Annotated in this window: 17 protein-coding genes and 1 pseudogene; 12 read left to right on the top strand and 6 right to left on the bottom strand. The window is 63.6% G+C overall.

Going from position 1 to position 18,953, the window contains the following annotated elements; genetic code table 11:
• Position 1: 1 nt before the first annotated feature.
• Positions 2-421, bottom strand: a complete 420-nt coding sequence (locus LOY37_RS22705; RefSeq protein ID WP_258715771.1) for a hypothetical protein — start codon at positions 419-421, stop codon at positions 2-4.
• A gap of 200 nt (positions 422-621) precedes the next feature.
• Between LOY37_RS22705 and LOY37_RS22710 the strand changes: the two genes are divergently transcribed.
• Positions 622-927: a DUF3509 domain-containing protein gene (locus tag LOY37_RS22710; RefSeq protein ID WP_123566509.1), complete on the top strand. Its 306-nt coding sequence runs from the start codon at positions 622-624 to the stop codon at positions 925-927.
• Here the strand turns inward: LOY37_RS22710 and LOY37_RS22715 are convergent.
• Together LOY37_RS22715 and hmpA are read right to left on the bottom strand one after the other, a co-directional pair.
• The gene (locus tag LOY37_RS22715; RefSeq protein ID WP_038998766.1) at positions 896-1,363 is read right to left on the bottom strand and encodes a phosphate-starvation-inducible protein PsiE; all 468 of its coding nucleotides are present in this window, start codon (positions 1,361-1,363) and stop codon (positions 896-898) included. The two genes, LOY37_RS22710 and LOY37_RS22715, sit on opposite strands and share 32 nt — an antisense overlap.
• 171 nt (positions 1,364-1,534) lie before the next feature.
• Positions 1,535-2,716, bottom strand: coding sequence for an NO-inducible flavohemoprotein (hmpA, locus tag LOY37_RS22720; RefSeq protein ID WP_093379584.1), 1,182 nt, complete (start codon positions 2,714-2,716; stop codon positions 1,535-1,537).
• 153 nt (positions 2,717-2,869) lie between these two features.
• Here hmpA and norR point away from each other — a divergent pair, with 153 nt between their 5' ends.
• The 4 genes from norR to LOY37_RS22740 all read left to right on the top strand — a co-directional run bounded on the left by norR (position 2,870) and on the right by LOY37_RS22740 (position 6,540).
• On the top strand, positions 2,870-4,423 hold the full coding sequence (norR, locus tag LOY37_RS22725) for a nitric oxide reductase transcriptional regulator NorR (protein ID WP_258715772.1): 1,554 nt from the start codon (positions 2,870-2,872) through the stop codon (positions 4,421-4,423).
• A gap of 80 nt (positions 4,424-4,503) precedes the next feature.
• The gene (locus tag LOY37_RS22730) at positions 4,504-5,403 is read left to right on the top strand and encodes a chemotaxis protein (protein WP_045197161.1); all 900 of its coding nucleotides are present in this window, start codon (positions 4,504-4,506) and stop codon (positions 5,401-5,403) included.
• Positions 5,404-5,482: 79 nt separating this feature from the next.
• Positions 5,483-5,794 (top strand): hypothetical protein, encoded by a 312-nt coding sequence (locus LOY37_RS22735; RefSeq protein WP_093379574.1) that lies wholly within the window; start codon positions 5,483-5,485, stop codon positions 5,792-5,794.
• Positions 5,791-6,540 (top strand): YkgJ family cysteine cluster protein, encoded by a 750-nt coding sequence (locus LOY37_RS22740; RefSeq protein ID WP_258715773.1) that lies wholly within the window; start codon positions 5,791-5,793, stop codon positions 6,538-6,540. The genes LOY37_RS22735 and LOY37_RS22740 overlap by 4 nt, the downstream gene beginning before the upstream one ends.
• Before the next feature lie 6 nt (positions 6,541-6,546).
• On the opposite strand, the gene LOY37_RS22745 is transcribed toward LOY37_RS22740, so the two are convergent.
• On the bottom strand, positions 6,547-7,632 hold the full coding sequence (locus tag LOY37_RS22745; RefSeq protein WP_371128667.1) for a methyl-accepting chemotaxis protein: 1,086 nt from the start codon (positions 7,630-7,632) through the stop codon (positions 6,547-6,549).
• Between the two features lie 216 nt (positions 7,633-7,848).
• Positions 7,849-8,130: pseudogene (locus LOY37_RS27675) on the bottom strand (PAS domain-containing protein); the annotation flags it as partial.
• A 291-nt stretch (positions 8,131-8,421) separates the two neighbouring features.
• Here LOY37_RS27675 and LOY37_RS22750 point away from each other — a divergent pair.
• From LOY37_RS22750 to LOY37_RS22780, 7 genes are all read left to right on the top strand, one after another.
• The gene (locus tag LOY37_RS22750; protein WP_258715774.1) at positions 8,422-9,588 is read left to right on the top strand and encodes an efflux RND transporter periplasmic adaptor subunit; all 1,167 of its coding nucleotides are present in this window, start codon (positions 8,422-8,424) and stop codon (positions 9,586-9,588) included.
• Positions 9,585-12,677, top strand: coding sequence for a multidrug efflux RND transporter permease subunit (locus LOY37_RS22755; RefSeq protein ID WP_258715775.1), 3,093 nt, complete (start codon positions 9,585-9,587; stop codon positions 12,675-12,677). The genes LOY37_RS22750 and LOY37_RS22755 overlap by 4 nt, the downstream gene beginning before the upstream one ends.
• Positions 12,678-12,686: 9 nt before the next feature.
• Entirely contained in the window at positions 12,687-13,361 is a 675-nt protein-coding gene (locus tag LOY37_RS22760; RefSeq protein WP_045197149.1) for a heavy metal response regulator transcription factor, read from the top strand.
• Entirely contained in the window at positions 13,336-14,718 is a 1,383-nt protein-coding gene (locus LOY37_RS22765) for a heavy metal sensor histidine kinase (protein WP_258715776.1), read from the top strand. Before LOY37_RS22760 ends, LOY37_RS22765 begins: the two co-directional genes overlap by 26 nt.
• Positions 14,719-14,893: 175 nt before the next feature.
• On the top strand, positions 14,894-15,109 hold the full coding sequence (locus tag LOY37_RS22770) for a hypothetical protein (protein WP_093379544.1): 216 nt from the start codon (positions 14,894-14,896) through the stop codon (positions 15,107-15,109).
• A gap of 205 nt (positions 15,110-15,314) precedes the next feature.
• A complete protein-coding gene (locus LOY37_RS22775) occupies positions 15,315-16,646 on the top strand; it encodes an OprD family porin (RefSeq protein ID WP_156160193.1) in 1,332 nt (443 codons plus the stop codon).
• A gap of 195 nt (positions 16,647-16,841) precedes the next feature.
• Positions 16,842-18,335, top strand: a complete 1,494-nt coding sequence (locus LOY37_RS22780; protein WP_093387284.1) for a diguanylate cyclase — start codon at positions 16,842-16,844, stop codon at positions 18,333-18,335.
• On the opposite strand, the gene LOY37_RS22785 is transcribed toward LOY37_RS22780, so the two are convergent.
• Positions 18,332-18,808: a PA2169 family four-helix-bundle protein gene (locus tag LOY37_RS22785; RefSeq protein ID WP_258715777.1), complete on the bottom strand. Its 477-nt coding sequence runs from the start codon at positions 18,806-18,808 to the stop codon at positions 18,332-18,334. The two genes, LOY37_RS22780 and LOY37_RS22785, sit on opposite strands and share 4 nt — an antisense overlap.
• Positions 18,809-18,953 lie beyond the last annotated feature (145 nt).

Below are 18,953 nucleotides of genomic sequence, written 5' to 3' on the forward strand. Positions count from 1 at the left end.
CTCACCTCGCGCTCGTGAGGAAATCGTCCGCCAGGGGTACACCGTGCTGCTTGCTGATCAGCACGGTGTTTTGTGGGGTGTCGATGATTTCATCACCGTTGCTCAAGGCACTGCCGACCAGGGCAATGGCCTGATCCTGCAGTTGCCCCTGGGCTCCGGCGCCGCTAATGATGTGCGCGCGGCTGCCGTCCGGATACTCGGCATAGTCACCGGTCTGCGCCACGCGCACCACCTGGCCATCGTCCAGGGTGATGGTCAGTGGGGCACTGGCCTGGCGAATGACACCCCCCTTGCGCGTGCGGCTGCCTTGGGTTGCCAGACGATAGATGGCTTCGGTAACAGAGGATGAAACGGCTGCGCACTGTTGCGAAGTCAGCGCGTTGGTGAAGGAAGAGGTGGCGGGTTGATTATTCCGTGTCATGTGTAGCTTCCTTGGGCAAATGAAGCCCGGAACCTAGCACGGTAAAGGTGGCCTTCTGCCTGGGCAGAGGCAATTCAGAAGCATCCCACTCGGTCGTAGGATTTAGCTGTCAGATATCGCAAAAGACCGTGAGAAAAATCACCTGAACCAACCCTCCCCCTCCCGGTCAATCACTGCATGTCTTTGCCAGGTGAAGCACCATGATCAACCCTTTCGAACAGATCAACGACGCTTTTGCCCCCGAGTACCGGGTCAACCTGAGTATCGAGCGGCTCGACGGCAGCATCATGCTGACCCTCTCCAACGACACCGGCATCGTCGCCAAGCGGCTGATCAGCCCGGCCCAGCGCAACGACCCGCAGCGCCTGCAGCGCTTGATCGAGAGCGTCCAGTTCGGTATCGCCATCGAACAGGGCCACAGCGCCGTGGAAATCCTCGCCGCCATGACCCGCAACGGTGCAAAAGCCGGCCAGGTTACTTCGCTTCCTCGATCTCCTTGCCACTAGCATCGATGGCTTTGGTCGACGGGTAGCGGTACGAGGCGTAGCGCACCACCAGGATCGAGAACGCCAGCAGCAGGATGCCGCCGCACACGTACAACAAGCCGGGGTCCGGCGCCTTGTGGTGCGACACGTCGCCAATCAGCAGGCGGGTCAGCGCGGTGATCGCTACATACAGCAGGAAGCGGATCGGCATGTGGTTGGTCTTGAAGTAGATCCCGACCATGGCGCCGAGCTCGAGGTAGATGAACAGCAGCAGGATGTCGTCGACGCTGACGCCCTTGCCGAGCATCTCGATGAAAGTGACCACAGCCGCGTAGGCGGTGATGCCACCGATGCCGAACAGGGCCAGGTAGTGGAACGCCTCGACGCACAGGTTGCCCAGCGAGTCGGCCGAGCCATGCAGGCTCTTGCGCAGTTTGTCAGCCCAATTGATGCTCACGATACGGTTTCCTTGATACGGCTGGAAGGATGATGCGCCAGGCGCATGACGCTTTGTCTGCATGCAGTAAAAAGGCCAGGCCCCCTGCTTGAGAAGGCGACCGATTGCCGCAAGGCACAGCCATCGCTGGCCGTGCCCCTATCCTTTCAGTTCGCGGTTACCGAAACGTGTTTACTCCAGCGCCGAAGCCGGGCCGAAGAATTCGTAGCGGCTCTGCTGCTCGGGCACGCCCAGGCCCTTGAGGTGGCGCTTGACGCTGGCCATGAAGGCTTTCGGGCCGAGGAAGTAGGCGTCCACATCACGCTCTTGCGGCAACCACTGGCCAAGCTGATCGGCGCTGAGCAAACCCACGGCGTCCGCCGGCTGGCTGACGCCATCGTCCTCGGCATAGCAGTAGAAGCGCTTGACCTGCGGGTGGCGCGCCGCCAGTTCATCGACCCAGTCGCGGAAGGCGTGCACCGCGCCGTTGCGTGCGCAGTGAATGAAATGCACCAAACGGCCGCTGTCCAGCGCCGCTTCGAGCATCGGCAAGGTCGGGGTGATGCCGACGCCGCCACTGATCAGCACCAGCGGCTTGTCGCTGGCACTCAAGGTGAACTCACCCGATGGCGGGAACAGGTTGATGCTGTCGCCTACCGCCAGCTGCTGGTGCAGGTAGTTGGAGACTTTGCCGCCGGCTTCGCGCTTGACGCTGATGCGGTACTGGCCGGCATTGCTCAGGGCCGACAGCGAATAGTTGCGGCGCTGTTCGACGCCGTCGATCAGCAGTTGCAACCCGATGTACTGGCCAGGCTCGGCCTGCAGGATCGCGCCGCCATCAACCGGGGCGAAGTAGAACGAGACGATTTCGCTGCTCTCCTCGACCCGCTCGACCAGCTTGAATGCGCGCGCGCCACGCCAGCCACCAGGGGCCGCAGCTTTTTGTGCATAGACCTCGCCTTCGGCGCCGATGAGGATATCGGCCAGTTGCTGATAGGCCGCGCCCCAGGCGGCGATCACTTCAGGGGTGGCGATGTCTTTGCCGAGGACTTCTTCGATGGCGCGCAGCAGGCAGCTACCGACAATCGGGTAATGTTCCGGCAGGATCTGCAAAGCCACATGCTTGTTGATGATCTGCCCGACTAGGCCACCCAGTTGTTCGAGCTGGTCGATGTGGCGGGCGTACATCAGCACGCCATTGGCCAAGGCCCGTGGCTGGTCGCCGCTGGCCTGGTGGGCCTGGTTGAACAGCGGGCGCACTTCGGGGTACTCGCTGAGCATCAGCTTGTAAAAATGGGTGGTCAGCGCTTCACCGCCGCTTTCCAGCAGGGGTACGGTGGCTTTGACGATTGCACGATCCTGGGCATTGAGCATGGATGACTCCTGAGCCTGTGGCTTCTTGATGAATGCCTGAGTTATTACAGCTTTCGTGCCAACTATTTAATCCATATAAATCAACAACTTATAAATTATAGAGTCATAACGACAACATCTGCGATATAGTCATTTTGACCCACAGGAGTCTTTATGACCGCAAAATCCCTGCTCACCGCCTTGCTGCCGCTGGTCAGCGACCTGTCCCGCGAATTGCCCGAACGCGAGCGCTACCGGCGCCTGCTCCAAGCCATGCGCAGCCTGCTGCCGTGCGATGCCGCGGCGCTGTTGCGCCTGGACGGCGAATGGCTGGTGCCCCTGGCGGTGGACGGCTTGAGCACCGATACCCTCGGGCGGCGCTTCAAGGTCGATGAACATCCACGCTTTGCCGCCATTCTCAGCCGCGAAGAGCCCACCCGCTTCGCCAGCGACAGCGACTTGCCCGACCCTTATGACGGCCTGGTCGAAGGCCTGCATCATCAGCTTGAGGTACACGACTGCATGGGCTGCCCGCTGTTTGTCGACGAACAGCCCTGGGGCCTGATCACCCTCGATGCGCTCGACCCGGAGCAGTTCCAGCAGGTCGAGCTCGATGCCCTGCAGGCCTTTGCCAGCCTGGCCGCGGCTACGGTCAATGTTGCCGAGCGCATCGAACAACTGGCCTTGCGCGCCGAAGACGAACACCAGCGCGCCGAGGTGTATCGCCAGGCCAGCGGCCAGCAGCACAAGGAGCTGATTGGCCAGAGCAAGGCGCACAAACGCCTGCTGGAAGAAATCCGCCTGGTCGGCAGCAGCGACCTGACGGTGTTGATCACCGGCGAAACCGGGGTCGGCAAGGAGTTGGTGGCCCAGGCCATCCACCAGGCCTCGAGCCGCGCCGAGCGGCCGATGATCAGCCTCAACTGTGCGGCGCTGCCCGACACTCTGGTCGAGAGCGAGCTGTTCGGCCATGTGCGTGGCGCCTTTACCGGCGCGGTCGGCGAGCGCCGTGGCAAGTTCGAGCTGGCCAATGGCGGCACGTTGTTTCTCGATGAAGTCGGCGAGTTGTCGCTGAGCGTGCAGGCCAAGCTGTTGCGCGTGCTGCAAAGCGGCCAGTTGCAACGCCTGGGCTCGGACCAGGAGCACCGCGTCGATGTGCGCCTGATCGCCGCCACCAACCGCGACCTGGCCGAAGAAGTGCGCGCCGGGCGTTACCGCGCCGACTTCTACCACCGCCTGAGTGTGTATCCGCTGCTGGTACCGTCGCTGCGTGAGCGCGGGCGCGATGTGCTGCTGCTCAGCGGCTACTTTCTGGAACAGAATCGCTCGCGCATGGGCCTCGGTAGCCTGCGCCTGAGCGCCGAAGCCCAGGCCGCGTTGCTTGCCTACAGCTGGCCGGGCAACGTGCGCGAGCTGGAACACCTGATCGGCCGCTCGGCGCTCAAGGCCCTGGGGCAACATGCACAGCGGCCGAAAATCCTCACCCTGGAGGCCGCTGACCTGGACCTGCGCCCGCTCGAGGCGCTGCCGACACAAGCCGAAACACAGCCGCTGGCCGAAGCGCCGCTGCCCGTTGGCGACCTGCGCCAGGCCCTGGATGACTACCAGCGCCAGCTGATCCAGGCCTGCCTGGAGCGCCACCAGCACAACTGGGCCAGCACCGCCCGCGAGCTGGGCCTGGACCGGGCCAATCTCAGTCGCCTGGCGCGGCGCTTGGGTCTACGCTGATTTCACCGAGTGATTAAAGCCACGGGCTGCCGGGTCGATAACCTGGCATCTCCCCCTATTACTCTGCCCTGAAGGTGCCTATGGCGTCGCAAAATGCCCGCGCGGACTCGCTGTCGCTGCTGCTGTTTACCCTGCGCAGCGGCAAGCTGATGGCGATCAACCTGCTCAAGGTCAGTGAAATCATCCCCTGCCCGCCGCTGACCAAGCTGCCGGAGTCGCACCCCCACGTCAAAGGCGTGGCCACCCTGCGCGGCAACTCGCTGTCGGTCATCGACCTGTCCCGGGCCATCGGCGAACGGCCGCTGGCAGACCCGGACGGCGGCTGCCTGATCGTCACCGACATCAGCCGCTCCAAACAGGGCCTGCACGTGCAGGCGGTGAGCAAGATCGTCCATTGCCTGAGCACCGACATCAAGCCGCCGCCCTACGGCTCGGGGAGCAAGTCGTTCATCACCGGCGTGACCCGGGTCGACAACACCCTGGTGCAGGTACTGGATATCGAGAAGGTCATCCACGGCATCGCCCCGCCGCCCCATGAGGTGGCCAGCTCCGAGCTCAATGCCGAAGATGCTGCGGTACTGGCCGCCACCAACATTCTGGTGGTCGATGACAGCCAGGTGGCCCTGCAGCAGTCGGTGCACACCCTGCGCAACCTCGGCATCGAATGCCACACCGCGCGCAGCGCCAAGGATGCAATCAACACCCTGCTGGAACTGCAAGGCACCGAGCGCGAGATCAACGTGGTGGTATCGGACATCGAGATGTCGGAGATGGACGGCTACGCCTTCACCCGTACCCTGCGCGAAACCCCTGACTTCCAGCACCTCTACGTGCTGCTGCACACCTCGCTGGACAGCGCCATGAACAGCGATAAGGCCAAGGATGCCGGGGCCAACGCGGTGCTGACCAAGTTCTCCTCGCCGGAGCTGACCGACTGCCTGATCGTCGCCGCGCGCACCGTGGCCTTCGAAGAACGCTGACACATACCCGCGAAGCGCTGCGCTTGAATGTGCCTGAGGCTCAGGCACAATTGTGCGCACACCTTTGCGAGTACCCGCCATGAAAGCCCTCCTCTTCACCCTGCTCGGCTGCGCTGTGTTCAGTGCCGGCGCCCAGGCTTCCAGCAGCCAGGCCTGGAGCGAGCATGAACAGCAGGTCCTGAAAAGCTGCATCGCCGCCAGCCAGCTCAAACAGGTCAAGGCCCTGGGCAAGGCCGCCGAGTTCGACGACCGCGTCGGCTACAGCGCCTTGCTGCTCGAAGGCCGCTACCCGCAAAAACACATGAACAACCGCAAAGGCACCGAGCTGTGCCTGTTCGATAAAAAACGCAAGGCGGCTTTCGTCACCGAGTGGGCACCCGGCCAACCGTGAACAGCGCACCTGCCTCCGATATCCGTTTCGACTGCACCGGCTGTGGCAAATGCTGCACCGGGCATCATGTGCCCCTGACCTTGAGCGAAGCCCGCCACTGGGCTGGCTCTGGCGGCCAGGTCATCGTCCTGGTCGAAGCCTTCCTCGCCAACGGCCTGGGCCTGCCGGCCGAGCAGCGCGAGCACGCCATGCGCCGCTCCTGGCCGGTGCCCTGCGGCAGCAGCGAAGCTTGGGTGACCATCACCTTCGCTGCCTTCAACCCCGGCCGCTGCCGCAACCTGGATGACGACAACCGCTGCGGCATCTACGAGATCCGCCCGCTGGTGTGCCGCATCTACCCGATGGAAATCAACCCGCACATCCCGCTGCGCCCCGAAGCCAAAGACTGCCCGGGCGAAGCCTGGCAAAGCGGCCCGGCGCTGATCCACGGCAATCAGTTGGTCGATAAACGCCTGGCGGAGCTGATCGAGCGTTCACGCCAGGCCGACCGCGATGATATCCGTGCCAAGGTTGCCATCTGCCAGGCACTGGGCATCGATGTCAGCGCGCTCAAGGGCAATGGCTTTACCGCATACCTGCCCGACACTGCCGCGCTTGCCCAGGCCCTGCAACGACCAGCGCTGGAGCAGCCGCTGGCGCCGTGGACGCTGCATGTGGTCGATCCGCAACTGAGCGCCGAGCTTGAAGCCTGCGGCGCGCAGGTGTGCAGCGAACCGGGCTTGTACTACAGCTTCATCGGCTTCTGAATCGCCCTACTGGCAGCGCCGCCAGAACTCATCGGCCAAGCGGCGCAGGTCTTGCGCCAGCCCGGCCACGTCGGTGGCGCTCAGGTGGCTCTGCTGGCCGACCTGCACCGTGGCTTCGCTGGCCTGGCGAATGCTGATGATGTTGCGGTTGATGCTCTCGCTGACCTGGCTTTGCTGCTCCACTGCAGCGGCAATCTGCAGGCTCATTTCACTGATCTGGTTGACCCGCAGGCTGATGCCGTCCAGGGCGCTGGCGGCGCGCTGCGCCTGTTCGACACTGTGCCCGGCATGTTCGCTGCTCTGCTGCATGACCTGCACCGCTTCGCGCGCACCATTTTGCAGGGCGCTGATCATCCGCTGGATCTCGTGGGTCGACTGCGCGGTGCGCTGGGCCAGGCCGCGGACTTCGTCGGCAACCACGGCAAAACCACGGCCCTGGTCACCGGCTCGCGCCGCTTCGATGGCAGCGTTGAGGGCCAGCAGGTTGGTCTGCTCGGCGATGCCGCGAATCACCTCGAGCACCCCGGTGATCTCGCTGCTGTGGCTTTCCAGATTGTGGATAACTTCGGTGGCCGAATTCAGCGAGTTCGCCAGGTTCTGGATGGCGCTGCGGTTGAGATCGACCAGTTGATGCCCGGCCTGGGTTTCCCCTTCGGCCTGGTCGGCAGCCTGCGAGGCTTGCTGGGCGCTGCTGGCAACCTGGGCAACGCTGGCGGCCATCTGGTTGATCGCGGTGGCCACCTGGTCGGCTTCGCTTTGTTGCTCCAGGCTGTTGCTGTGGCTGCTTTGCAGCGACTGGGCAAGGCTGCCGGTATGCCCGGCCAGGCGCCGCGAGGTATCGCCAATACGCCCGACCACCGCGCCCAACTGGCCCTTGAGCATGCGCAGGGCGAAGTCGATCTGGCCGATGCCGTCGCGCCGGCCGGTGTACAGCTGCTGGCTCAAGGGGTTGTCGGCAATCGCCTGGGCCTGCACGCGCAGGCGCTCCAGCGGGCGCAGGGCAATGAAGATCATCAACGCCGCCAGGCCGCTGGCCACAATCAGCTCCAGCGCACCTTGCCATGGCAGCACCGGCAGCAGCAGGCGACTGATGGCAAACACCGCCGCCAGCGCCAGGGTCACCCCGCCCCACAACTGCCAGCCCAACCCCAGCACCGGCAGACGCTGCCACCAGCGGTTGCGGCCACTGCGCAGGTGGGCGTAACAACGCTCAGCGGCCTCGACCTGCTCGGCACTGGGCTTGGTCCGCACCGACTGGTACTCCATGGCCTGACCGTTGCTGGAGATGGGCGTAACAAAGGCGCTGACCCAGTAATGGTCGCCGTTCTTGCAACGGTTTTTCACCAGGCCCATCCATGAGCGGCCGCTCTTCAGCGTTTGCCACATCTGCGCGAAAGCCTGGGGCGGCATGTCCGGGTGGCGGACGATATGGTGGGGGTTGCCGATCAACTCTTCGCGGGTAAAGCCACTGATCTTGATGAAATCGTCATTGGCGTAGGTGATCTGGCTGGTCAGGTCAGTGGTGGAAAGGATATTGGCGTCACCGGGATAATCCACATTGCGACCGGTCACAGGCAAATTGCTCTTCATCGGAGGCACTCGTTTTTGTCGGGGAGAATCGGCAGGGCGTACGACTCTAGTGGCAAATTTTTGCGTAATCTTGATCCAGCTCAGGATATTGGCACTTGGCCATTACCGAGCTGAAATACACAGAATCTGCTGTGTTGGCAGGTCGGGCCTCATCGCGGGTCAAGCCCGCTCCCACAAAGGAGCGGTGTACGCCAAACCTGTCAGCGCTGTCAGTTAGCGGTCACGCTGCTGACCTGATTGAGCAGCTATAACGCTAAATACCCACCCCTGCGCCCGCGGTGCCCTGCAAGCATGTCAATCAAGCCTCGTTCCGTCTTTATCTGCGCCCTGCTCATCGCCCTGGCAGGCACCGCCCTGTGGCTGGTCAACCGCCCCGGCAAGGAACAATCCACCATCAGTAGCGCCATCCCGGTGCGCGTGGTCAGCGTCAAGCAGCAGGACGTGCCGCGCTTTGTCAGCGGCATCGGTTCGGTGCTGTCGCTGCACAGCGTGGTGATCCGCCCGCAGGTCGAAGGGGTGCTGACGCAGTTGCTGGTCAAAGAAGGCCAGGCGGTCAAGCAAGGCGACCTGCTGGCCACCATCGACGACCGTTCGATCCGCGCCAGCCTCGAACAAGCCAAGGCCCAACTGGGCCAGAGCCAGGCGCAGTTGCAGGTGGCCGAGGTAGACCTCAAGCGCTACCGCCTGCTGAGTACCGACAACAGCGTCTCAAAGCAGACGCTCGACCAGCAGCAGGCACTGTTCAATCAGCTCAAGGCCACGGTACTCGGCAACCAGGCCGCGATTGCCGCCGCTCAAGTGCAACTTTCGTACACGCAGATTCGCTCGCCGGTGACCGGCCGGGTCGGTATTCGCAATGTCGACGCGGGCAACTTCCTGCGCGTGGCCGACACCCAGGGGCTGTTCAGCGTGACCCAGATCGACCCGATCGGTGTCGAGTTCTCGCTGCCGCAGCAATTGCTGCCAACCCTGCAGGGCCTGCTCACCGCACCAACCCCGGCGGTGGTGCAAGCCTACCTGGAAGGCGACGGCGACAGCGGCGGCACGCTGCTGGGCGAGGGCAGGCTTAGCCTGATCGACAACCAGGTGGCGGCCAACACCGGCACCATCCGGGTCAAGGCCGAGTTCGCCAACCCGGATGCGCGGCTGTGGCCCGGGCAACTGGTGACCCTCAAGCTGCAGACCGCGCTGGATCAAAAAGCCCTGGTGGTGCCACCGCAAGTGGTGCAGCGCGGCATCGACGGCCATTACGTGTACCGCCTCAATGGCGACAAGGTCGACAGCGTGCCGGTCAAGGTGCTGTACCAGGACAGTGTGCTGAACATCATTGCCGGGGTCGCAGCTGGCGACCGGTTGGTGTCCGACGGCCAGTCGCGGCTCAAGCCCGGCGCCCATGTCGAAATCGCCCCTGAGGCGCCGCCGCCAGAAGACGTGACCAGCGCCAAGGTGCAGCCATGAACCCGCGCGGCTCGATCAGCGCCTGGTGCATCGACCGCCCGATCGCCACCCTGCTGCTGACCTTCGCCCTGGTGCTGCTCGGGGTCATCGCCTTTCCGCGCCTGCCGGTGGCGCCATTGCCCGAAGCCGATTTCCCGACCATCCAGGTCACCGCGCAACTGCCCGGCGCCAGCCCGCAAACCATGGCCTCGTCGGTGGCCACGCCGCTGGAGGTGCAGTTCAGCGCCATCCCCGGCATGACCCAGATGACCTCCAGCAGCGCCCTGGGCTCGACTAACCTGATCTTGCAGTTCACCCTCGACAAGAGCATCGACACCGCCGCCCAGGAAGTCCAGGCAGCAATCAACACCGCCACCGCGCGCCTGCCCCAGGACATGCCCAGCCCGCCGACCTGGCGCAAGGTCAACCCGGCCGACAGCCCGGTGCTGATTCTTACCGTAAGCTCGGCGCAGATGCCGGCCAACGAGCTCAGTGATTACGCCGAAACCCTGCTGGCCCGCCAGTTGAGCCAGATCGACGGGGTCGGCCTGATCAACATCACCGGGCAGTTGCGCCCGGCCATCCGCGTGCAGGCCCAGCCAGAAAAACTCGCCGCCCTGGGCCTGACCCTGGCCGACCTGCGCCAGGCCATCCAGCAGACCAGCCTGAACCTGGCCAAAGGCGCGCTGTACGGGCAGAACAGCGTGTCGACCATCGCCACCAACGACCAGTTGTTCCACCCTGAGGAATACGCCCAGCTGATCGTCTCGTACCGCGACGGCGCACCGGTGCACCTGCAGGATGTTGCCAAGGTGATCAATGGCGCCGAAAACGCTTACGTCAAAGCCTGGTCCGGCGAGCAGCAGGGCCTGAACCTGGTGGTGTTCCGCCAGCCCGGGGCGAACATCGTCGATACCGTCGACGGCATTATGGCGGCCTTGCCGGGGCTTGAGCAGATGCTGCCGGCATCCGTGCAGGTGTCGGTGCTCAACGACCGCACCCAGACCATCCGCGCCTCGCTGCACGAGGTGGAGATCACCCTGATGATCGCCGTGCTGCTGGTGATCGGGGTGATGGCGCTGTTCCTGCGCCAATGGTCGGCAACCCTGATCGTGTCGAGCGTGCTCGGTGTGTCGCTGGTGGCCAGCTTCGCCCTGATGTACCTGTTCGGCTTCAGCCTGAACAACCTGACCCTGGTGGCCATCGTCATCTCCGTGGGCTTTGTGGTCGATGACGCGATCGTGGTGGTGGAGAACATACACCGTCACCTGGAAGCCGGTGACGGCATGCGCGAGGCGGCGATCAAGGGCTCGGGCGAAATCGGCTTTACCGTGGTGTCGATCAGTTTTTCGCTGATTGCCGCGTTCATTCCGCTGCTGTTCATGGGCGGCGTGGTCGGGCGGCTGTTCAAGGAGTTCGCCCTCACCGCCACCTCGACCATCCTGATTTCGGTGGTAGTGTCGCTGACCCTGGCGCCGACCCTCTGCGCCCTGTTCATGCGCCGCCCGCAGCACAACGCCCATGACGCCCCGAGCCGCCTGCTCGGCTGGTACGAGCGCGGGCTGGTCAAGGCCCTGGCCCACCAGCGACTCATGCTGGGTATATTCGGCCTGACCTTCGCCCTGGCAGTGGTCGGCTACATTGCCATCCCCAAAGGCTTCTTCCCGGTGCAGGACACCGGCTTCGTGCTCGGCACCAGCGAGGCGGCGGCCGATGTCTCCTACCCGGACATGCTCGAAAAACATAAGGCGCTGGCCAGGATCGTCGAGGCCGACCCGGCCGTGCGAGCCTTCTCCCATGCTGTCGGAGTGACCGGCAGCAACCAGACCATCGCCAACGGCCGCTTCTGGATCGCCCTCAAGGACCGTGGCGATCGCGACGTTTCGGCCAGCGAATTCATCGACCGCCTGCGGCCGAAGCTGGCCAAGGTGCCGGGCGTCGTCCTGTACCTGCGCGCCGGCCAGGACATCAACCTCAGCTCCGGACCAAGCCGCAGCCAGTACCAGTACGTGCTCAAGAGCAATGACGGCCCGGCGCTGAACCTCTGGACCCAGCGCCTGACCGAGCGGCTGAAGGCCAACCCGGCCTTTCGCGACCTGTCCAACGACCTGCAACTGGGCGCCAGCGTTACCCGCATCGACATCGACCGCAAGGCCGCGGCGCGTTTCGGCCTGACCACCACCGACGTCGACCAGGCGCTCTACGATGCCTTCGGCCAGCGGCAGATCAGCGAGTTCCAGACCGAGACCAACCAGTACAAGGTGATCCTCGAACTCGACGCCCGCCAGCGCGGCAAGGCCGAGAGCCTCAACTACTTCTACCTGCGCTCGCCCTTGAGCGGCGAGATGGTGCCGTTGTCGGTGCTGGCCAAGGTCGCGGCGCCGAGCACCGGGCCGTTGTCGATTGCCCATGACGGCCTGTTCCCGGCCGCCAACCTGTCGTTCAACCTGGCCCCCGGCGTCGCCTTGGGCGACGCGGTGCAGATTCTTGAACGCACCCAGCGCGAACTGGGCATGCCCGATTCGATCATCGGCACCTTCCAGGGTGCGGCCCAGGCCTTCCAGAGTTCGCTGTCGAGCCAGCCGTGGCTGATCCTCGCGGCGCTGGTGGCGGTGTACATCATCCTCGGCGTGCTCTATGAGAGCTTCGTCCATCCGCTGACCATCATCTCCACCCTGCCCTCGGCCGGGCTCGGCGCCCTGGCGCTGTTGTGGCTGTCGGGCGAGGATTTTTCGATCATGGGCTTGATCGGCATCGTGCTGCTGATTGGCATCGTCAAGAAGAACGGCATCCTGCTCATCGATTTTGCCCTCGACGCTCAGCGCCACCAGGGCCTGAGCGCCGAAGAGGCGATCCACAAGGCCTGCCTGACACGTTTTCGGCCGATCATGATGACCACCCTCGCCGCCCTGCTTGGCGCCGTGCCGCTGATGTTCGGCATGGGCGCCGGCGCCGAGCTGCGCCAGCCACTGGGCATTGCTGTGGTCGGCGGGCTGCTGGTCAGCCAGGCGCTGACACTGTTCACCACACCGGTCATATACTTGGCCCTGGAACGCCTGTTCCACCGGCGCCAGACGGCCGTGACCATGGCGCAAACCGATGCCAGTTGAGAGCCGACCATGCGTGTGCTGATTATCGAAGACGAACAAAAGACCGCCGACTACCTGCACCGCGGCCTCAGCGAGCAAGGCTTTACCGTGGACCTGGCGCGCGACGGTATCGATGGCCTGCACATGGCCCTGGAAGGCGACTATGCGGTGATCGTCCTCGATGTGATGCTCCCGGGCCTGGACGGCTACGGTGTGCTGCGCGCCCTGCGTGCGCGCAAGCAGACGCCGGTGATCATGCTCACCGCCCGCGAGCGGGTCGAAGACCGCATCCACGGCCTGCGCGAAGGCGCCGACGACTACCTCGGCAAGCCGTTCTCGTTCCTCGAACTGGTCGCCCGCCTGCAAGCCCTGACCCGCCGTGGCGGCGGCCATGAGCCGGTGCAGATCCAGGTCGCCGACCTCTGGGTCGACCTGATCAGCCGCAAGGCCAGCCGCGCCGGGCAGCGCCTGGAGCTGACCGCCAAGGAGTTCTCGCTGCTCAGCGTGCTGGCCCGCCGGCATGGCGAGATTTTGTCGAAGACGGCGATTGCCGAGCTGGTCTGGGATATCAATTTCGACAGCGACGCCAATGTTGTCGAAGTGGCGATCAAGCGCCTGCGCGCCAAGCTCGACGGGCCTTTCGAAACCAAACTGCTGCACACCATCCGAGGCATGGGCTATGTTCTGGAAAACCGTGCCGACTAACTCCATCGCCCTGCGCCTGAGCGCGCTGTTCACCCTGGTGGCACTGGGTGTGTTCCTGGTGATCGGTACCGCACTGTACAAGCAGGTCGACCGCAGCCTCGACCTGCTGCCCACCGCCGAGCTTGAAGCGCGCTTCAGCGTGCTGGAGTCGTCGCTGACCCGCTACGACACCCGCGAGCACTGGCAGAAGATCACCAACAAGCTCAATTTGCTCAGCGAAGAAGACCGGCGCATCCGCTTCTGGGTGGTCAGCGACGGTAGCCCGTTCGAGTATGGCCAGCCAGACGCCAGCATCCGCACCTTTGCCCAGGGCCGGCTGGGCATGCGCGACCTGCACCTGGCCGCCAGCCCCTACCCTTACAAGGTACTGGTCAGCGAACTGCCGGCCATGGGCAAGCGCCCGGCCCTGCGCTTTTTGATCGGCATCGACACCGAGACTTTCTGGCACACCCAGCACACCTTGCTGGTGGCGATCATCAGCCTGTCGGTGCTGGGCGTGGTGCTGGCCTCGTTGCTCGGTTACTGGGTGGCGCGCTATGGTTTGCGGCCGTTGCTGGCACTCTCGGCGGAAGCTCAAAAGCTGGCGCCACCGCGCCTGAGCGGGCGCCTGCAACTGGCCGACCTGCCCCCGGAGCTGGCGCAGTTCGCCAGCGCCTTCAACTCGACCCTGGAGCGCGTCGACCAGGCCTACAGCCGCCTGGAAGCCTTCAACGCCGACGTCGCCCATGAACTGCGCTCGCCGCTGACCAACCTGATCGGCCAGACTCAGGTCGCCCTGACCCGTGGGCGCAGCGCCGAGCACTACTTCGAGGTGCTGCAATCGAACCTTGAAGAACTCGAGCGCCTGCGCAGCATCATCAACGACATGCTCTTCCTTGCCAGCGCCGACCAGGGCAGCAAAGCCACGGCGCTGACCAGCACCTCGCTGGCCGAAGAAGTGGCGACCACTCTCGACTACCTGGACTACATCCTCGAGGACGCGCGCATCAGTGTGCAGGTCAGCGGCGATGCCCAGGCGCGCATCGAAAAGGCCCAGCTGCGCCGGGCGCTGATCAACCTGCTGAACAACGCGGTGCAGCACACCTTGCCCGAGCAGGTGATCCAGGTGCGCATCGAGGAGCAGCACGGCCAGGTAAGCATCGCCGTGAGCAACCCGGGGCCGGCGATTGGCGAGGAACACCTGGCGATGCTGTTCGAACGCTTCTACCGGGTGGATGCGGCGCGCAGCAACAGCGGCGCCGGCAACCACGGGCTGGGGCTCGCGATCGTCAAGGCGATTGCGCTGATGCATGGCGGCAGCGTGTTCGTGCGCAGCCAGGCGGGGGCCAATACCTTCGGGATCCTGTTGCCGGCCTGAGGGCCTCATCGCGGGTCCGGTGTACACAGATCCATTGTGGGAGCGGGCTTGACCCGCGATGACTATTACCTTTGACGCAACAGTGCTTATCCTAAAAGTAACTGTTTCTATCACCCATTTCCGACTAATTTAGTCAAACCTAATCCACACTTGCCAAGCAAGAAGGTTGTTGCAAATGTCCAACAGTATGGGTGTTGCCAGCGTATTCGTCCTGTCGTCCCTGTTGCTGTCGCCACTGGCCATGGCTGAAGAATCCCCGGCCTTTGTTGCCCGTAATGCCGAGCGCGCCGCCGTCGTTCAGGAGGCCATCGCCGCACACAAGGCCGAGCAGGCCAAAGGCCTGGAACAGACCGCTTCCAAGGCTCAAGCGAGTGACGCTTCCGATAGCTGATAGCGCCACGCTCCACTCCTTCGACTCCCTCGATGGCCGTACAGGTGACTTGAGCGCCTGTGCGGTTGTCTTTCAAAGCCGCTGCCGATCAGCGGCTTTTTTTCGTGTGTCGAAAAATGCCAGCGCGCTGGCTCGTTTGTTCATAACAAGACCGTCTTTCACACAATAAAAACTGCCGTACATTCACCCCAAGGAGTCCACACCGGTGAACACTGCTTTACGCTTCACCCCACTGTTCGTTGCATTAGCTGCAACGATGCCCTGCAGCGCCCAGGCCGACGAGGAAAAAGCCGAAGGCTTCATCGAAGGGTCGAGCCTCAATGTGCACGCTCGCAACTACTACCTGAACCGCAACCAGCTGCTGCCAGGCGTGCGTGACAACCGCGAATGGGGCCAGGGTTTTCTCGGCAAGTTCGAATCGGGCTACACCCCGGGTACAGTCGGTTTCGGCCTCGATGCCCACGCCATGCTCGGGCTGAAACTCGACGGCGGTGGCGGTACCTCCGGCTCGAGTATTTTGCCGATCAACACCAAGGGCGATGGCGAACCGGGCAAGGCCCACGATTCGTTCTCCACTGCCGGCGCTGCGCTGAAGATGAAAGCCTTTGACACCGAGCTCAAGGCCGGCGACCTGTTCCTCACCAACCCGGTGATCGCCGGCGGCGAGTCGCGCATGCTGCCGCAGACCTTCCGTGGCGTCAGCGTCACCAACAACAGCTTTGACGGGGTGATGCTCGAAGCCGGCCAGGCCAGCTTCACCAAGCCCTACAACCAGAGCGGCCACCGGCGCATCGACACCTTCTACGGCAAGTTGCAGGACGAGCGCGACAGCCGCCACCTGAACTGGGCCGGGGTGGCCTGGAGCGGCGTACCGAACCTGACCTCGAGCCTGTATGCCGCCGAGCTCAAGGACATCTGGAACCAGTACTACTTCGATCTGGACTACACCTGGCAGCTCAACGAGCTGGTCAGCCTCAACCCCGGCCTGCATTTCTACCACACCCAGGACACCGGCCAGGCGCTGCTCGGGCACATCGACAACAACACCTACAGCCTGCATTTCACCGTCAACGTCGGCTACAACAGCCTCACCGCGGTGTACCAGCGGGTCAACGGCAACACCCCGTTCGACTACATCAACCAGGGCGACAGCGTCTTTCTCGACAACTCGCAGATTTACTCGGACTTCAACGGCCCCAACGAGCGCTCGTGGAAGCTCAAGTACGCCTACGACTTCGCCGGTGCCGGCATCCCCGGCCTGACCTCGATTGTGTCCTACTCGCGCGGTGAGCTGGACATGAGCAAGGTCGACCCCAACAGCGTCGGCTACGGCCACTGGTACAACGCCGACGGCGAGAATGCCCAGCACTGGGAACGTGACGTCGACCTGCAGTACGTGTTCCAGCAAGGCCAGCTCAAGGACCTCTCGGTACTGCTGCGCTGGGCCTCGCACCGTGGCACTCAGGGCTACTCGCACATCGACAACGATGTCGACGAGTACCGGGTGATCGTTGACTACCCGCTGAACATTTTCTGATCGAACCGGTAGGCGCGAGCTTGACTCGCGATGCGATGGGTCCGACCCGTTGCAATCGCGGGGCAAGCCCGCTCCCACATTCGTCAGAATGTCACCATTAAATCCTTGTCCGACAATCCGCGCGCCCCTAGAATACGGCCGCCGCGCAGTAATACCGCACTTTCCAGACGGTCTTCGGCATCAGTGACCATGACGTTGCCCACCCGATCCCAGCGATCCGCCCTGTACAAGTCTCATCCGGAGCTGATCCTCAACCTGGGCAGTTGCCTCGCGGTGCTCGCCATCGTCGCCATTGTCACCTTCCTGTTGATGCGCGAACGCAGCAGCGTCGAACAGGCCGCCGCACGCTCGGCCAGCAACATAGTGCAGTTGATCGAAAGCGACATCGTGCGCAATGTCGAACTCTACGACCTTTCCCTGCAAGGCCTGATCTGGGCCGTGCAGCGCCCGGAACTGCTCGCCGTGCCGGTCGAGCTGCGCCAGCAGATTCTCTTCAACCAGGCCGTTACCGCACCGGTACGTGGCGATATCCTCTGGCTCGATGCCAAGGGCGACGTGGTTGCAGACTCCACCAGCGCCATCCCGCGCCAGGCCAACTTCGCCGACAGCAAGGACTTCCAGCAGCATCGCGACAACCCCGACCTGGGCCTGGTCATCGGCCAGCCGTTCAAGGCACGGCTGGGCGACCTGGACTGGTGCATCAGCTTCAGTCGGCGCATCTCCGGGCCCCACGGCGAGTTTCTCGGCGTGGCTGCCGGGGCCTTGCGCCTGTCGTACTTCAGCACGCTGTTCCAGCGCCTGGACATCGGCACCGACAGCAGCATCAACCTGATGAACACCGACGGCGCCCTGCTGGTACGCCAGCCGGGCAGCCCGGATGAACCAAAAATCGGCCAGAACTACAGCGACCGGCCGAACTTCCAGCGCATGCGCGCCGATGTCAGCGGCACCTTTGCCGGGGTTTCCACGCGCACCGGCAAAGAACGGCTGTTTACCTTCGCCCGGGTTGGCGACTTGCCGCTGATCGTCATCGTCGCCCACTCCGCCGACGAAGTCTTCGAGTCGTGGCGGCGCACCGCCGTGCTGGTCAGCGTCGCCACCGGCGTGCTGTGCATCGGCATTCTCTGGCTGACCCTGCTATTGGGTCGCGAATTACGCCGCCGGCAGAGCGCCGAACAAGGCCTGGCGGCGCTGGCCGCCACCGACAGCCTGACCGGCCTTGCCAACCGCCGGCGCCTGGACCAGGTGCTGCGCCAGGAATGGGCGCGCAGCCTGCGCAATGCCCGGCCGCTGGCGGTGCTGATGGTCGATGTCGATCACTTCAAGGCCTTCAACGACCGTCATGGCCACCCGGGTGGCGATGCCGCCTTGCGCCAGGTGGCCGCAGCGATTGCCAGCAGCATTCGCCGCCCGGCCGACCTGGCCGCACGCTATGGGGGTGAGGAATTTCTGGTGGTGTTGCCGGAGACTGAACTGCCGGGGGCACTGCTGCTGGCCGAACGTATTCGCGCAGCCGTCGAGGCGTTGCCGCCGTTTGGCGCGGACACGGCGCCGGTGACCGTCAGTATCGGCATCGGTTGCCACACGCCAGGCGCCCAGCAAGATCTTGCGACCTTGCTGGGCGATGCCGACGAAGCGCTTTACCGTGCCAAGGGCAACGGCCGCAACCGGGTCGAGGCTGCGCGTTAAGAGCTGGCGCGAGCCTGGTTGCGCAGGGCCTTGACCTGGTCATGATTGCGCTGCACGCCTTCCAACTGTTTCTGGACTAGCAGGTAAACCGGATCGGTCACAGTGAGTCCAACTTTGACCAACTTCTCACGAGCGTCCTTGTAGGCTTTCAGCGCGTGGTCCTCGCCGCGCTCTACTTCGTTGAGCACCGCTTCTTCATCCTTGCCGGTGAGCATCGACTTCAGGTTGACCCAACCACGGTGCAGGTCACCGCTGACGCTGGTGGAGGTTTCCGGGTCGCCACCGAGGCGGCGCACTTGCTGTTGCAGTTCGGCGGCGGCGCTACCGCACTCACCGGCACGCTGGATGAAGTAGCTTTTGAGCTGCGGATTTTTCACATCCTCGGCAGAGGTTTTGAAACCCTTTTCGCCATCCTTGCTGAACTCGATCAGTTCGTTGAGAACCGAGACCACTTCTTTGTTGGGGGTAGTCATGACGTTGCTCCTTTGCATGAGGGAAGTGCAATAAATCGGAGCAGGGTTCGTGCCAGCCGGCGAACATAAAAATATCGTTAACTTTCAATAACTTGAAATTAAATGAACTTATCACTTGCACGCGTTCTGCATGAACTGTCCTTTG

The organism is Pseudomonas sp. B21-012 (genome assembly GCF_024749305.1).
In the GTDB taxonomy this organism is placed as follows: Bacteria; Pseudomonadota; Gammaproteobacteria; order Pseudomonadales; family Pseudomonadaceae; genus Aquipseudomonas.

Coding starts and splice junctions, on each gene's coding strand:
- LOY37_RS22705 (WP_258715771.1), bottom strand. CDS start 421: ATGACACGGAATAATCAACCCGCCACCTCTTCCTTCACCAACGCGCTG.
- LOY37_RS22710 (WP_123566509.1), top strand. CDS start 622: ATGATCAACCCTTTCGAACAGATCAACGACGCTTTTGCCCCCGAGTAC.
- hmpA (WP_093379584.1), bottom strand. CDS start 2,716: ATGCTCAATGCCCAGGATCGTGCAATCGTCAAAGCCACCGTACCCCTG.
- norR (WP_258715772.1), top strand. CDS start 2,870: ATGACCGCAAAATCCCTGCTCACCGCCTTGCTGCCGCTGGTCAGCGAC.
- LOY37_RS22730 (WP_045197161.1), top strand. CDS start 4,504: ATGGCGTCGCAAAATGCCCGCGCGGACTCGCTGTCGCTGCTGCTGTTT.
- LOY37_RS22735 (WP_093379574.1), top strand. CDS start 5,483: ATGAAAGCCCTCCTCTTCACCCTGCTCGGCTGCGCTGTGTTCAGTGCC.
- LOY37_RS22750 (WP_258715774.1), top strand. CDS start 8,422: ATGTCAATCAAGCCTCGTTCCGTCTTTATCTGCGCCCTGCTCATCGCC.
- LOY37_RS22755 (WP_258715775.1), top strand. CDS start 9,585: ATGAACCCGCGCGGCTCGATCAGCGCCTGGTGCATCGACCGCCCGATC.
- LOY37_RS22760 (WP_045197149.1), top strand. CDS start 12,687: ATGCGTGTGCTGATTATCGAAGACGAACAAAAGACCGCCGACTACCTG.
- LOY37_RS22765 (WP_258715776.1), top strand. CDS start 13,336: ATGTTCTGGAAAACCGTGCCGACTAACTCCATCGCCCTGCGCCTGAGC.
- LOY37_RS22770 (WP_093379544.1), top strand. CDS start 14,894: ATGTCCAACAGTATGGGTGTTGCCAGCGTATTCGTCCTGTCGTCCCTG.
- LOY37_RS22785 (WP_258715777.1), bottom strand. CDS start 18,808: ATGACTACCCCCAACAAAGAAGTGGTCTCGGTTCTCAACGAACTGATC.